The sequence below is a fragment of the Streptomyces sp. TN58 genome (assembly GCF_001941845.1).
Classification (GTDB): Bacteria; Actinomycetota; Actinomycetes; order Streptomycetales; family Streptomycetaceae; genus Streptomyces.
On record NZ_CP018870.1, the window covers coordinates 3,664,986 to 3,679,544 of the forward strand.

10 protein-coding genes are annotated in these 14,559 nt (G+C 70.8%); 7 read left to right on the forward strand and 3 right to left on the reverse strand.

Annotated elements, in window-relative coordinates; all coding sequences use genetic code 11:
- Positions 1–305: 305 nt before the first annotated feature.
- Positions 306–1,175, forward strand: a complete 870-nt coding sequence (locus tag BSL84_RS16545) for an HAD-IB family hydrolase (RefSeq protein WP_045320829.1) — start codon at positions 306–308, stop codon at positions 1,173–1,175.
- A gap of 398 nt (positions 1,176–1,573) precedes the next feature.
- On the opposite strand, the gene BSL84_RS16550 is transcribed toward BSL84_RS16545, so the two are convergent.
- Positions 1,574–2,395, reverse strand: a complete 822-nt coding sequence (locus BSL84_RS16550) for an oxidoreductase (RefSeq protein ID WP_075970639.1) — start codon at positions 2,393–2,395, stop codon at positions 1,574–1,576.
- A gap of 109 nt (positions 2,396–2,504) precedes the next feature.
- On the opposite strand from BSL84_RS16550, the gene BSL84_RS16555 reads away from it, so the two are divergent.
- A complete protein-coding gene (locus BSL84_RS16555; protein WP_079273215.1) occupies positions 2,505–3,560 on the forward strand; it encodes an ATP-binding protein in 1,056 nt (351 codons plus the stop codon).
- Here BSL84_RS16555 and BSL84_RS16560 read toward each other — a convergent pair.
- Complete coding sequence (locus tag BSL84_RS16560) at positions 3,514–4,815, reverse strand: lipoprotein (protein WP_037662204.1); 1,302 nt, start codon at positions 4,813–4,815, stop codon at positions 3,514–3,516. The two genes, BSL84_RS16555 and BSL84_RS16560, sit on opposite strands and share 47 nt — an antisense overlap.
- Positions 4,816–5,052: 237 nt before the next feature.
- Here BSL84_RS16560 and BSL84_RS16565 point away from each other — a divergent pair, with 237 nt between their 5' ends.
- The 5 genes from BSL84_RS16565 (at position 5,053) to BSL84_RS16585 (ending at position 12,944) form a co-directional block, all read left to right on the forward strand.
- Positions 5,053–7,608, forward strand: coding sequence for a SulP family inorganic anion transporter (locus BSL84_RS16565; RefSeq protein WP_075970640.1), 2,556 nt, complete (start codon positions 5,053–5,055; stop codon positions 7,606–7,608).
- Positions 7,609–7,769: 161 nt separating this feature from the next.
- On the forward strand, positions 7,770–9,767 hold the full coding sequence (acs, locus tag BSL84_RS16570; RefSeq protein WP_199816099.1) for an acetate--CoA ligase: 1,998 nt from the start codon (positions 7,770–7,772) through the stop codon (positions 9,765–9,767).
- Between the two features lie 228 nt (positions 9,768–9,995).
- Positions 9,996–11,429, forward strand: a complete 1,434-nt coding sequence (gene nhaA / locus BSL84_RS16575) for a Na+/H+ antiporter NhaA (protein WP_045320831.1) — start codon at positions 9,996–9,998, stop codon at positions 11,427–11,429.
- Positions 11,430–11,529: 100 nt separating this feature from the next.
- Entirely contained in the window at positions 11,530–11,988 is a 459-nt protein-coding gene (locus BSL84_RS16580) for a phage holin family protein (RefSeq protein WP_030027148.1), read from the forward strand.
- Positions 11,985–12,944 (forward strand): alpha/beta fold hydrolase, encoded by a 960-nt coding sequence (locus BSL84_RS16585; protein WP_045320832.1) that lies wholly within the window; start codon positions 11,985–11,987, stop codon positions 12,942–12,944. The genes BSL84_RS16580 and BSL84_RS16585 overlap by 4 nt, the downstream gene beginning before the upstream one ends.
- A 401-nt stretch (positions 12,945–13,345) precedes the next feature.
- On the opposite strand, the gene BSL84_RS16590 is transcribed toward BSL84_RS16585, so the two are convergent.
- Positions 13,346–14,548, reverse strand: coding sequence for a MarP family serine protease (locus tag BSL84_RS16590; protein WP_030027152.1), 1,203 nt, complete (start codon positions 14,546–14,548; stop codon positions 13,346–13,348).
- Positions 14,549–14,559 lie beyond the last annotated feature (11 nt).

The following is a 14,559-nucleotide window of genomic DNA, read 5'->3' on the forward strand; positions in this document are numbered from 1 at the left end:
GAGTTCCGGAGCGCGGCGGAACCACTACGCAGCGTCACGAGTTCGACGTGGTGAGGGCCTGCGGCAGACAGGCCGCACAGAAGAGGAGGGCCGGAGCGATGGTCGATCGGGGCCGAAGCCGGGGACGCGAACCGCGTCCGGACATGCGACGACCCCCGCCGGGGGGGAGAGCGGGGGTCGTCCCCACGGTCCGACTCGGGGGGGGAGGAGCCAGACCGGGTTAGCACGGTCGCGAACGATCCGTGACTTCCATGGTGTACCCGAGAGCCCTCTCAGGCAAACCCACGCGCCACACCTTACGCCGAATGGTGGGCGCATATGCTCGGGGCGTGGAAAATCAGCCCTTGCCGCACTCCTCGCCTCGCACCGCAGCCTTCTTCGACCTGGACAAGACGGTCATTGCCAAGTCGAGCACCTTGACGTTCAGCAAGTCCTTCTACCAAGGCGGCCTGATCAACCGGCGGGCCGTGTTGCGCACCGCCTACATCCAGTTCATCTTCCTGGCCGGAGGCGCCGACCACGACCAGATGGAGCGGATGCGGGAGTACCTGTCCGCCCTCTGCAAGGGGTGGAACGTGCAGCAGGTGCGGGAGATCGTCGCCGAGACCCTGCACGACCTCATCGACCCGATCATCTACGACGAGGCCGCATCCCTGATCGAGGCCCACCACACCGCCGGCCGCGACGTGGTGATCGTGTCGACCTCCGGAGCGGAGGTGGTCGAGCCGATCGGCGAGATGCTCGGCGCGGACCGGGTCGTCGCCACGCGCATGGTCGTGGGCGAGGACGGCTGCTTCACCGGCGAGATCGACTACTACGCATACGGGCCCACCAAGGCGGAAGCCGTACGGGAGCTCGCCGAGTCCGAGGGCTACGACCTGGCCCGCTGCTACGCCTACAGCGACTCGGCGACCGACATCCCGATGCTGGAAGCGGTCGGCCACCCGCACGCCGTCAATCCGGACCGTGCGCTGCGCCGCGAGGCGGCGGCGCGGGAGTGGCCGGTCCTGGTCTTCAACCGGCCCGTGCGGCTCAAGCAGCGCCTCCCGGGGCTGTCGATGCCCGCCCGGCCGGCACTGATCGCGGCGGCCGCGGTGGGCGCTGCCGCCGCCACTGCCGGGCTGGTCTGGTACGCGAGCCGGCGCCGGGCGGCGCTGTCGGCCGCCTCCGCCTGATTGCCGCCTCCCGCACCGATTCGCACTGTCCGGTTCGCCCCCGCTCGTCCCGGAAAGTAAAAAGTGGAGCCAGGGGTTTCGCATAGGAGCAAAGCGGAGTACAAATAAAGCAACGGCCCGCGAGACCAAAGAACATCCGAGAGGATCATCTTTAAAACGCAGTAAGGCCCACGGACCGAAGCATGAACGCCGAGCACCCACGCGACGTCGACCCGTCGATTACGGGCCAGCCGCACCAGGTGACGGGCAAAGTACCCGACCTGATGGGCAACCTTCGAGGACGCTTGGTACCTGGGCGTGAATGCCAGCGGCGACACCAGAGCAAGACGGTGTCGCCGCAACCCGTGTCCAGGCACCACACGATCGGCCCCGGACCGGGTTCCCCAGCCGCCGAGGGCTCAGGCCGCGCCCCGCTGCAGGGCCTCGCAGACCGCCGTCGACTCCCGCACCCCGAGTTCGATCGCACGGCCGCAGTGGCCGATCCACGCGGCCATCCCCTCCGCCGTACCGGAGAGATAGCCGTCGAAGGCCGCGAGGTAGGCCTCGGCCCCCTGCTCGGCATGACCCACCTCTGCCGGGCAGATCGCCTTCGGGTCCAGCCCGCTGTTGATCAGGACGATGCGCTCGGCCGCCCGCGCAACCAGCCCGTTGTACGAGCCGAACGGCCGCAGGGCCAGCAGTTCGCCGTGCACCACCGCCGCCGTGACCAGGGCCGGGGCCGAACCGCCCGCGATGATGAGCCGGGACAGGCCGTCCAGCCGGCCCGCCACCTCGTCGGCGTCCGGCAGCGGTGCCTCCACCAGGGGCTCGGCCACCGGCTCGCCAGCGAGGCGCGGGCGGCCCACCACGTCCCCCACGGCCGTCGATCCGACCGCCACCAGGTGCAGGCGTGCCAGGACCCGCAGCGGCGACTGGCGCCAGATGCTCAGCAACTGGCCGGCCTCCGCCGTGAGGCGCAGGGCCGCGCCCACGGTCAGCGCCTCCGGCTCGGCGCCGAAGTCGGTCCTGCGCCGCACCTCCTCCAGCGCCCAGTCCGCTCCGGACAGCGCAGCACTGCCGCGGGCGCCCCGCAGGGCGGCTTCCGAGGTGATCTCACCGCTGCGGCGGCGCATCACCCGGTGCCCGTAGACCCGGTCCACGGCCTTGCGTACGGAATCCACGGAATCGGCGACACCCGGCAGCCCGGCGAGGGCGGCCAACGGGTCAGAAGCGCTACTCATAAGTAGGGAGCCTACGCACTGCGCGGGCATGACACCGACCCCTCCTTGGAGTGGTCTTCTTCACTCACCTTGACAACACAGTGCTACTTACCCACTACGCTTGGTGAACATGAAGATCGCTTTCGTGGGAAAGGGCGGCAGCGGCAAGACGACGCTGTCCTCCCTCTTCATCCGCCACCTCGCCTCCAATGAAGCCTCCGTCGTCGCGGTGGACGCCGACATCAACCAGCACCTGGGCGCGGCGCTCGGGCTCGCCGAGGACGAGGCGGCCGCACTGCCCGCCCTGGGCGCGCACCTGCCGCTGATCAAGGAGTACCTGCGCGGATCCAATCCGCGCATCGCGTCCGCCGACAAGATGATCAAGACCACGCCGCCCGGTCGCGGCTCACGCCTGCTGCGCGTCACCGAGGACAACCCGGTCTACGAGGCCTGCGCGCGCACGGTCCTGCTCGACGGGGAGCCCGTACGCCTCATGGCCACCGGGCCGTTCACCGAGGCCGACCTGGGTGTGGCCTGCTACCACTCCAAGGTCGGTGCGGTCGAGCTGTGCCTCAACCACCTCGTCGACGGGCCGGACGAGTACGTGGTCGTCGACATGACGGCGGGCTCCGACTCCTTCGCCTCGGGCATGTTCACCCGCTTCGACATGACCTTCCTCGTCGCCGAGCCGACCCGCAAGGGCGTCTCCGTCTACCGCCAGTACAAGGAGTACGCGCGGGACTTCGGGGTCGCGCTCAAGGTCGTCGGCAACAAGGTGCAGGGCCCCGAGGACATCGAGTTCCTCCAGGACGAGGCGGGCGAGGACCTGCTGGTCACCGTCGGGCACTCCGACTGGGTGCGGGCGCTGGAGAAGGGCCGCCCGGCCCCCTTCGAGCTGCTGGAGGCGACCAACCGGTTCGCCCTCCAGGCGCTCCAGGACGCCGCCGACGACTCGTACGCGCACCGCGACTGGGACCGCTACACCGAGCAGATGGTGAGCTTCCACCTCAAGAACGCGCAGAGCTGGGGCAACGCCAAGACCGGGGCCGACCTGGCGGACCAGGTCGACCCCGATTTCGTCCTGCGCGAGGGCATCGACACCCTCGGCGCGTTCGACGGCGGCGCAGGCGAGGAGATCGTCAGCCCTCGTCCCCAGACCCATCGGCCGGCTCCTCAGCCGGCTTGACGCCGGCGGGGGCGGCCGGCGGCGCCGGCGGCCCCGCGGTCAGGAACTTCGTCCAGCCCTCCTTCGGCGCCTCGCCGACGTCGAGGGTGCGCATCCACTCCAGGACCTTCGGATCCTGGGCGTCCAGCCAGTCCACCAGCTCACGGAAGGGCACGCAGCGGACCTCCTTCTGGGTGCACATGCCCTTGATCGACTCCTCGACGGCACGCATGTAGGTGCCGCCGTTCCAGGACTCGAAGTGGTTGCCGATGATCAGCGGGGCGCGGTTGCCCTGGTAGACGCGGTCGAAGGCCTGCCGCAGTCCGTCGCGCATCTGGTCGCCCCAGTAGGCGTGCTGCGAGGGGTCGCCCTGCGAGGTCGTACCGGACTGGTTGACCATGTAGTTGTAGTCCATGCTCAGCGTGTCGAAGGCACGGCCCGGCATGGGCACCAGCTGGAGCGGGATGTCCCAGAGGCCGTCCGTCTTCTTGGGCCAGATCTGCTTGCTGATCCCGCTGGAGTCGTAGCGGAAGCCCATGTCCTTCGCCGCCAGCATGAAGTTCTTCTGGCCTTCGAGGCAGGGGGTGCGGGCGCCGATGAGCTCCTTGTCGTAGTCGAAGGGGAGCGCCGCCTCCTGCTTCAGGCCCGCGTTGGTCTTCCAGTTCTTGACGAAGGACTTCGCCTGGTCGATCTCGCTCTTCCACTCGTCCACGGACCAGGTGCCGACACCGCCGTCGGGCCCGCAGAAGTGCCCGTTGAAGTGGGTGCCGATCTCGTTGCCCTCCAGCCAGGCCGCACGGACCTGGGCGGCCGTGTCCTTGATGCCCTGGAGGTCGCCGAAACCGATGTCGGAACGGCCGGGCGAGTGCTGCGGAGCGGTGTAGAGGAAACGCTTCTCCTCCGGAAGCATGTACACACCGCTGAGGAAGTACGTCATGCGGGCGTTGTACTTCCTGCCCACCTCGCGGAAGTGCGAGAAGAGCTTCTGGCTGTCCTCGCCGGCTCCGTCCCACGAGAACACCACGAACTGCGGCGGCTTCTCGCCCGGCTTCAGCTTCTGCGGCTTGACCACGTTGGGCTGCGGACCGGTGTACGCCGTCGAGCCGTCGCCGATGGGCCGGTTGACGCTTCCCGGCGCCTCCGCGGCGCCCTTGCGCGCGTTCGGACCGCCGGCGGGCGGGGACTTCGCCGGTTCCGAGGCAGTGCACCCGGCGACGCCCAGGACCAGCGCCGTGGCGACCAGGCCGCCGGCGATCTTCTTCGTGGCGGCGCTCATCCGCCCCACCTCTCCCTCGCAGTTGCATCGCAGGACTTCCGCGCCGCAACGTCCCATGCGGTCCACCGGGAGGAAGGTATGACAAGCCGGACAAAATGCTTAATCACCCTTGAGTGCTAATTCGTAAGCCATTTGCCCGAATTTTTCACCACCGCTCTTTACTCTCCATTACCGTCCATTTACCGAGTGTTGCCATTCCCGCCGCTTCGACCCTCACTCCAGAGGAGACGGGACCCGATGACAGCCACCTCCCTCACCCCCACCCCCGCAGGGCTCCGCAAGGACTTCCCGGCGGACCTGTCCGCCTCCGTAGCCGTGTTCCTGATCGCCATGCCGCTCTCCCTCGGCATCGCCCTGGCCACCGGAGCCCCGCTCCAGGCGGGCCTGGTCGCCGCCGCGGTGGGCGGGATCGTCGCCGGACGCCTGGGCGGCGCTCCGCTCCAGGTGAGCGGCCCCGCAGCCGGACTGACCGTGGTCACCGCCGAGTTGATCCAGCGGTACGGATGGCGCACCACCTGCGCCATCACCGTGCTCGCCGGCGCCTGCCAGCTCGGCCTGGCCGCCCTGCGCACCGCCCGGTCCGCGCTCATGGTCAGCCCGGCCATCGTGCACGGCATGCTCGCCGGCATCGGTGTGACCATCGCACTGGCCCAGCTGCACATCGTGCTCGGCGGCACACCGCAGAGCTCCGCCGTGGCGAACGTCGCGGGCCTCCCGGCCCAGTTGGCGGAGCTGCACCCCGCGGCGCTCGGAGTCAGCGCACTGACCCTGGTCGTGCTGCTCGGCTGGCCACGGCTGCCCGGGCGGGCCGGTCGCGCCCTGCGCAAGGTTCCGGCGCCCCTCGCGGCCGTGGCGACCGCCACCGCGTTCGCCGCACTGGCCGGACTGAGCCTGCCCCGGGTGGACCTGCCGTCCTGGCGCAGCCACGCCCTTCCCGAGATGCCCGAAGGCCCGGTTCTCGGGCTCGTCGCCGCCGTCCTGACCATCACCCTGGTCGGCAGCGTGGAGTCCCTGCTCTCCGCGGTCGCCACCGACAAGCTGATCGCCTCCGAGCGGGGTACGGACAAGCGCCCGCCGCGCGCCGACCTCGACCGGGAACTGCGCGGGCAGGGCGCGGCGAACATCGTCTCCGGAGCCCTGGGCGGTCTGCCCATCACCGGGGTTGCCGTGCGCAGCGTCGCGAACGTCAAGGCGGGGGCGGCCAGCCGGAATTCGTCGATGATGCACGGCTTCTGGGTCCTGCTCGCCTCCTTCCTGCTGGTCCCCCTGCTCGATCTGATCCCGCTGGCCGCGCTGGCCGCGCTGGTGATGGCGGTGGGCGTGCAGATGGTCAACGTCACGCACATGCGCAATGTCACCCGGCACCGGGAGGCCCTGGTCTACGGCACGACCATCGTGGGTGTGGTGCTCGGCGGGGTGCTGGAGGGCGTGGCCGTGGGTATCGCGGTGGCCGTCGCACTGGCGCTGCACCGGCTCGCCCGGACCCGGATCACCCTGGAGCGGCTGGACAGCGGTGTCCACCGGGTGCGGGTGCGCGGGCAGTTGACCTTCCTCGCGGTGCCGCGGCTGAGCCGGGTGCTCAATCAGGTCCCGCACGACGTGCATGCCGTGGTCGAGCTCGACGGCTCCTTCATGGACCATGCGGCCTACGAGACCATCCAGGACTGGCAGCAGTCCCATCTGGCGCACGGCGGAACCCTGGAGGTCACCGGCCGCTCGGGGCAGGCCGCCCAGATCAACGGGGCGGACCCGGCCGACGGGACCGGGACCCCCGACGGGCCGGACGCGGCAGACGGAGCGGGCGGGGTCCACGGGGGTGATCGCGGCGACGACACCCGCCATGCCGAGGCCGGCCACCACGCGGACCGGTCCCGGCGCGGCCAGCACCGCGGGACGCACCAGTGCTGCCGCCCCTGGACCCCCTGGCAGAACCACTGCGACCACCGCGCCACGAGTACCCGTACGGCCCCGGCCACGGCGGCGACCATGGCGGCATCGGCCGAGGCGGCCTCGAACCGGGCGAACGGTGCCGCGGACGGCGCGGACGGGGCGAACGGCGCGGACGGCGCGAACGGTGCCGGGGACGGCGGGGCGCCGGACTCCGCGCCGACGCGCCGACGGCGCGGCGCGGGCCAACTGGCCAGCGGGATCAGCGCCTTCCAGCGGGACACCGCACCCCACGTACGGGACGAGCTGGCCCGGCTGGCCCGCGAGGGACAGCGGCCTTCGCAGCTCTTCATCACCTGCGCGGACTCGCGGCTGGTGACCAGCATGATCACGGCGAGCGGCCCGGGAGACCTGTTCACCGTCCGCAACGTCGGCAATCTCGTGCCGCTGCCCGGTACGGAGTCCACGGACGACTCCGTCGCCGCTGCCATCGAGTACGCGGTCGACGTGCTGAAGGTCGACAGCATCACCGTCTGCGGGCACTCGGGCTGCGGGGCCATGCAGGCCCTGCTCAGCTCCGCACCCGGTGTCGAGGCGACCCCGTTGCGACGCTGGCTGCGGCACGGAGTGCCCAGCCTGGAGCGGATGGCCAGTCGCCACCACGCCTGGGCCCGGATCTCGGGCCGGCTCCCCGCCGACGCCGTGGAGCAGCTGTGCCTGACCAACGTGGTCCAGCAGCTGGAGCACCTGAGGGCGCATGAATCGGTGGCCAGGCGCCTCGCCGAGGGCACCCTGGAGCTGCACGGCATGTACTTCCACGTGGGCGAGGCCCAGGCGTACCTGCTGTCGGAGGGTGAGGACTTCTTCGACTGCCGTGTCTTCGACACCGTCGGCCAGCGCGCCTGAACCGATACCCTCCGGTATCCGTGCCACCGATCGGCCCCTTCCCGCACCCCGCAGCGGGAAGGGGCCCTTCGCACGTCGTTCTCGTGCGGGCCGCTGGCGTGATATAGGTCTAAACCAATTCCAGGTTACCCCTTGTCACCCGGGCCGCCGACTGATGAGCTATGCCCGGGGACACAACGGACACCCTGGGAAAGGGAGATGTCGTGAGCAATGAGAGCCTGGCCAATCTGCTCAAGGAGGAGCGGCGGTTCGCACCGCCCGCCGATCTGGCCGCCGCCGCCAATGTGAAAGAGGCTGCGTACGCACAGGCCGACGCGGACCGGCTGGGCTTCTGGGCCGAGCAGGCCCGGCGGCTGACCTGGGCCACCGAGCCGACCGAGACGCTCGACTGGACGAACCCGCCTTTCGCGAAGTGGTTCGCCGACGGCCGGCTGAACGTCGCGTACAACTGCGTGGACCGCCACGTCGAGGCCGGGAACGGCGACCGCGTCGCCATCCACTTCGAGGGCGAGCCCGGCGACAGCCGCGCGATCACCTACGCCGAACTCAAGGACGAAGTTTCCAGGGCCGCCAACGCCCTCACCGAGCTGGGCGTCGAGGCCGGCGACCGCGTCGCCGTCTACCTCCCGATGATCCCCGAGGCGGTCGTCGCCATGCTCGCGTGCGCCCGCATCGGCGCCGCGCACTCCGTGGTCTTCGGCGGCTTCTCCGCCGACGCCGTCGCCTCCCGCATCCAGGACGCCGACGCCAAGCTGGTCATCACCGCCGACGGCGGGTACCGCCGCGGCAAGCCCAGCGCCCTGAAGCCCGCCATCGACGAGGCCGTCGCCAAGTGCCCGCAGGTCGAGCACGTGCTCGTCGTACGCCGCACCGGCCAGGACACCGCCTTCACCGAGGGCCGCGACGTCTGGTGGCACGAGGTGGTCGCCCGCCAGTCCGCCGAGCACACCCCGCAGGCCTTCGACGCCGAGCACCCGCTGTTCATCCTCTACACCTCCGGTACGACCGGAAAGCCCAAGGGCATCCTGCACACCTCCGGCGGCTACCTCACCCAGGCGGCCTACACCCACCACGCGGTCTTCGACCTGAAGCCGGAGAGCGACGTCTACTGGTGCACGGCCGACATCGGCTGGGTGACCGGGCACTCCTACATCGTCTACGGGCCGCTCGCGAACGGCGCCACCCAGGTGATGTACGAGGGCACGCCCGACACGCCGCACCAGGGCCGCTTCTGGGAGGTCGTGCAGAAGTACGGCGTCACGATCCTCTACACGGCGCCCACGGCCATCCGCACGTTCATGAAGTGGGGCGACGACATCCCCGCGAAGTTCGACCTGTCGAGCCTGCGCGTCCTGGGCTCGGTCGGCGAACCGATCAACCCCGAGGCCTGGGTCTGGTACCGCAAGCACATCGGCGGCGACCGCTGCCCGATCGTGGACACCTGGTGGCAGACCGAGACCGGCGCGATGATGATCTCGCCGCTGCCGGGCGTCACCCACACCAAGCCGGGCTCCGCCCAGCGCGCCCTGCCCGGGATCGCCGCCACCGTCGTGGACGACGAGGCGCACGAGGTCCCGGACGGCGGGGGCGGCTACCTGGTCCTCACCGAGCCGTGGCCGTCGATGCTGCGCACCATCTGGGGCGACGACCAGCGCTTCATCGACACCTACTGGTCGCGCTTCGAGGGCAGGTACTTCGCCGGCGACGGCGCCAAGAAGGACGACGACGGCGACATCTGGCTGCTGGGCCGGGTGGACGACGTGATGCTGGTGTCCGGCCACAACATCTCGACCACCGAGGTCGAGTCGGCGCTCGTCTCGCACCCGTCGGTCGCCGAGGCGGCCGTGGTCGGCGCCGCCGACGAGACCACCGGCCAGGCCATCGTGGCGTTCGTCATCCTGCGCGGCAGCGCCTCCGAGACCGACAGCCTGGTCGCGGAACTGCGCAACCACGTGGGCAGCACCCTCGGCCCGATCGCCAAGCCCAAGCGGATCCTGCCGGTGCAGGAGCTGCCGAAGACCCGCTCGGGCAAGATCATGCGCCGGCTGCTGCGCGACGTCGCGGAGAACCGCGCGGTCGGCGACGTCACCACGCTGGCCGACTCCTCGGTCATGGACCTGATCCAGAGCAAGCTCCCGGCGGCCGGCAGCGAGGACTGACAGACCGCACCGGCCCACACACGGCTGGTGCGACCTGGACACGGGAAGGGGCATGCGGCGCGACGCGCCGGGTGCCCCTTCCGCGCATAAAGTGATGGTCGCCGGATACGCCCTCGCGCACACCCTGTAAAATCTTGAAAGCGTAAAGAAAACGACCCAGGGTGCGCCGGGAAGTCTGGTCGGCAACGCGTTCCGCCATGCCGTCCAACAGCCCCGGAGGTGCCCCTCGTGGCCGCGCCCGACCCCACCGCCCGCAAGAGCCGCACGCTGCTCGGCCGCCTCTCACTGCCCGAGAGCCGCTACATCGCCGATGCCCTGCGCGCCGAGACGGTCGGCGGCGTCCTGCTGCTCGTGGCCGCGATCGCCGCCCTGCTGTGGGCGAACATCCCCGCCGTCTCCGACAGCTACGCCGCCGTGCGCTCCTTCCACATCGGCCCCGCCTCCCTCGGCCTGGACCTCTCACTGCAGCACTGGGCGGCCGACGGGCTCCTCGCCGTCTTCTTCTTCGTCGCCGGCATCGAGCTCAAGCGCGAGCTCGTCGCGGGCGACCTGCGCGACCCCAAGGCCGCCGCACTCCCGGTGATCGCCGCCCTGTGCGGCATGGCCGCGCCCGCGCTCGTCTACGCGCTGGTCAACCTCACGGGCAACGGATCGATGGACGGCTGGGCCGTCCCCACGGCCACCGACATCGCCTTCGCGCTGGCCGTCCTCGCCGTCATCGGCACCTCCCTGCCCTCGGCCCTGCGCGCCTTCCTGCTGACCCTCGCCGTCGTCGACGACCTCTTCGCCATCCTGATCATCGCGGTGTTCTTCACCGGCGACATCGACTTCCTGGCCCTGGGCGGCGCGCTCGTGGGGCTGGCCCTCTTCTGGTTCCTGCTGCACCGCGGTGTCCGCGGCTGGTACGTCTACGTCCCGCTCGCCCTCGTCGTCTGGGGCCTGATGTACAACAGCGGCATCCACGCCACCATCGCCGGCGTCGCCATGGGCCTGATGCTGCGGTGCACCCGGGCGGAAGGCGAGCGGACCTCCCCCGGCGAGCACATCGAGCACCTCGTCCGGCCCCTCTCGGCGGGTCTCGCCGTACCGCTCTTCGCGCTCCTCTCCGCCGGTGTCTCCCTCTCCGACGAGGCCATCGCCCAGGTCTTCACCCGCCCCGAGACCCTCGGCGTGGTCCTCGGCCTCGTCGTCGGCAAGGCCGTCGGCATCTTCGGCGGGACCTGGCTCGCCGCCCGCTTCACCAGGGCCGAGCTGAACGAGGACCTGGCCTGGCCCGACGTGTTCGCGGTGGCCACGCTCGCCGGCATCGGCTTCACCGTCTCCCTCCTCATCGGCGAACTCGCCTTCGAGGGCGACGACACCCTCACCTCCGAGGTCAAGGCCGCCGTCCTGATCGGCTCCCTCATCGCCGCGACGCTCGCGTGCGTCCTGCTCAAGCTCCGCAACCGCCGCTACCGGGAGCTCACCGAGGCCGAGGAGCGCGACGAGGACCACGACGGCATCCCGGACATCTACGAGGAGGACCGGCCCGAGTACCACCTGCGGATGGCGAGGATCTACGAGGAGCGGGCAGCGGAACACCGCCGCAAGGCGCAGAAGGCGGCCGCCGCCGCGCAGGGAACCGCATCCGGGTCCACCACCGAGGCCGACCGTCCGGCATGATCTGAGTGAAGACGCAGGACCGACGCGCGACAGCCGCACGCCGGCCGGGCGACGGCCGCGGGGACAGCCGCCCGGCAGCAGACGACAGAGGGAGAGAGCGATGAGCGCAGTGGACCAAGAGGCGCAGGGAGCCGAGCGCACACTCGGCCAACTGGTCGCCTCGGCCACCGCCGAGATGTCCGCCCTGGTTCACGACGAGATCGCCCTGGCCAAGGCGGAACTCCGCGAGGACGCCAAGCGCGTGGGCGCCGGCTCCGCCTCCATCGCCGCCGCGGGCGTGTTCGCGGTCTTCTCCCTCCCGGTGCTGACCTTTGCCGCGGCCTACGGCATCCACAACCTCGGGCTCGGCCTCGCCTGGTCCTTCCTGATCGTCGGCGGCGCGTTCCTGCTGATCGCGGGCATCCTCGCGCTGATCTCCGTACGGAAGTTCAAGAAGGTCAAGCCGCCGGAGAAGTCCATCGCCTCGGTCAAGCAGACCGCCGCGCTGGTCGGGACCGTCAAGCCGCACCCGCGGCCGGTGAGTGACAAGGCTGTGGGTGTGGCACGCTCGTCCTCATGACAGCGCCCACGCCGGACCCCAGCATTCCGCCCACCGCAGCCACGGCGGTGCGGCTCGACCTCCCCGGCGGGCGAGCGGTGACACACCGGGACGTGGCCGCCAACGGCGCGCGCTTCCACGTCGCCGAGGTCGGTGACGGACCGCTGGTGCTGCTGCTGCACGGCTTCCCGCAGTTCTGGTGGACCTGGCGGCACCAGCTGACCGCGCTCGCCGACGCCGGGTACCGGGCCGTCGCCATGGACCTGCGCGGGGTGGGCGGCAGCGACCGCACCCCGCGCGGCTACGACCCCGCCAACCTGGCGCTCGACATCACCGGGGTCGTACGGTCCCTCGGCGAGCCGGACGCCGCGCTCGTCGGGCACGACCTGGGCGGGTACCTCGCGTGGACGGCGGCAGTGATGCGGCCCAAGCTGGTGCGCCGCCTCGTCGTCTCCTCGATGCCGCACCCCCGGCGGTGGCGGTCGGCGATGCTGTCGGACTTCGGTCAGACCCGGGCGAGTTCGCACATCTGGGGCTTCCAGCGGCCGTTCGTGCCCGAGCGGCAGCTCGTCGCGGACGGCGGGGCCCTCGTGGGCGACCTGATCCGCGACTGGTCGGGACCGCGGCCGCCGGAGGAGGAGGACCTCGCCGTCTACCGCCGGGCCATGTGCATCCCCTCCACGGCGCACTGCTCGATCGAGCCGTACCGCTGGATGATGCGGTCGATGGCGCGGCCCGACGGGCTCCAGTTCAACCGGCGCATGAAGCGGCCGGTACGGGTGCCCACGCTGCACCTGCACGGTTCGCTCGACCCGGTGATGCGCACCCGCAGCGCCGCCGGATCCGGCGAGTACGTCGAAGCGCCGTACCGGTGGCGGCTGTTCGACGGGCTCGGGCACTTCCCGCACGAGGAGGACCCCGTCGCCTTCTCGACCGAGCTGGTGAACTGGCTGAAGGACCCCGAGCCGGACCGCTGACATCCCCTCCCGCGAGGGGCAGTTCGCGTGCCGGTTCGTCTTACGAGCTTTCAAATGCCCGGCGCATAGGCCAATTGGCCGCCCCGGGAGGGGTTACGGACCTTGGGGCCCGGGCACAGCACGGAGTATGAGCTGGACGCACGACTACGGTGACACCGCGCACGAACGCCGCCCGGCCGCTACGCCGGGCACGCACGAGAGGGCCGGCCGGCACGGCCACGACCCACACCTGGGCATCCCCCGCATCCTGCGCCGCCGGGCCCGATGGGTCTCCGCACGCCTGCGGCATCCACGGACCTAGGGGGTGTCGTCAAAGTCCCGTCTGGGTGGCGGGGCCCGGCACCCCCGCCCTCACGGGCGGCCGACGCCACCTTGACGGCACCCCCCCAGGGGGCGCCGCGTCAGAGGGCGCAGCCCTGGCTCTCGACCCGGCGCTGGGCGGTCCGGCCGATCTCGATGTCGTCGCGGATCTCGTCCACGGTCAGCGCGTAGCCGGTGTTCGGGTCGTCGAGGGACTTTGCGAACACCACCCCGTACACCTTGCCGTCGGGCGTCAGCAGCGGACCGCCGGAGTTGCCCTGGCGGACCGTCGCGAACAGCGAGTAGACGTCCCGTCGGACCGTGCCGCGGTGGTAGATGTCCGGCCCGTTGGCGTTGATCCGGCCGCGGACGCGGGCCGAGCGGACGTCGTACGCGCCGTTCTCCGGGAAGCCGGCGACGATCGCGTCACTGCCGCTCGCCGCGTCCTTCTCGGTGAACTCCAGCGGCGGCGCCTTCAGCTTGGGCACGTCCAGGACGGCGATGTCGCGCTCCCAGTCGTAGAGCACGACCTTGCCGTCGTACAGCTTGCCCTCGCCGCCGATCTGCACGGTCGGCTCGCCGACGCCGCCGACGACGTGCGCGTTGGTCATGACCTTGCCGGGCGCGAAGACGAAGCCCGTGCCCTCCAGCACCTTGCTGCAGCTGGGCGCCGTACCGACGACCTTCACGATCGAGCGCTTGGCCACGTCGGCGACGGGGCTGGTGGCGAGCGCCGGGTCGGGTGCCCTCACCTCGGTGATGGGCTCGTTGGAGAACGGGCTGAACACCTGCGGGAAGCCGTTGCGCTCCAGGGTGGAGGAGAACTCCGAGAACCAGCCCTCGGCTTGGCGGGGAAGGACCTGCGACACCCCGAGGAGCACCTTGGAGTTGCGGACCTCCTTGGCCACCGAGGGCAGCGAGGTCTGGGCGAGCAGGAGTCCGATCATCCAGGCCACGAGCAGCATCGCGACGACGTTGACCAGCGCGCCGCCGGTGGCGTCGAGCGCCCGCGCCGGCGACCAGGTGATCTGGCGCCGGAGTCTGCTCCCGAGGTGGGTGGTCAGGGCCTGGCCGATCGAGGCGCAGACGATGATCGCGACCACGGTGATGACGACGACCGTCGTGGACACCTTGGTGCCGTCGTCGGTCATCCGGTCCCAGACCAGTGGGAGCAGGGACACGGCGACGAGGCCACCGCCCAGGAAGCCGATCACCGACAGGATGCCGACGACGAAGCCCTGGCGGTAACCGACGATCGCGAACCATACGGCGGCGAGCAGCAACAGGATGTCCAGCACGTTCACGTGGGCCACCG

What these genes read in the sequence shown, in the direction of transcription:
- BSL84_RS16545 (WP_045320829.1), top strand. Translation starts at nt 306, where the DNA reads ATGGTGGGCGCATATGCTCGGGGCGTGGAAAATCAGCCCTTGCCGCAC.
- BSL84_RS16550 (WP_075970639.1), bottom strand. Translation starts at nt 2,395, where the DNA reads ATGAGTAGCGCTTCTGACCCGTTGGCCGCCCTCGCCGGGCTGCCGGGT.
- BSL84_RS16555 (WP_079273215.1), top strand. Translation starts at nt 2,505, where the DNA reads ATGAAGATCGCTTTCGTGGGAAAGGGCGGCAGCGGCAAGACGACGCTG.
- BSL84_RS16560 (WP_037662204.1), bottom strand. Translation starts at nt 4,815, where the DNA reads ATGAGCGCCGCCACGAAGAAGATCGCCGGCGGCCTGGTCGCCACGGCG.
- BSL84_RS16565 (WP_075970640.1), top strand. Translation starts at nt 5,053, where the DNA reads ATGACAGCCACCTCCCTCACCCCCACCCCCGCAGGGCTCCGCAAGGAC.
- acs (WP_199816099.1), top strand. Translation starts at nt 7,770, where the DNA reads ATGCCCGGGGACACAACGGACACCCTGGGAAAGGGAGATGTCGTGAGC.
- BSL84_RS16580 (WP_030027148.1), top strand. Translation starts at nt 11,530, where the DNA reads ATGAGCGCAGTGGACCAAGAGGCGCAGGGAGCCGAGCGCACACTCGGC.
- BSL84_RS16585 (WP_045320832.1), top strand. Translation starts at nt 11,985, where the DNA reads ATGACAGCGCCCACGCCGGACCCCAGCATTCCGCCCACCGCAGCCACG.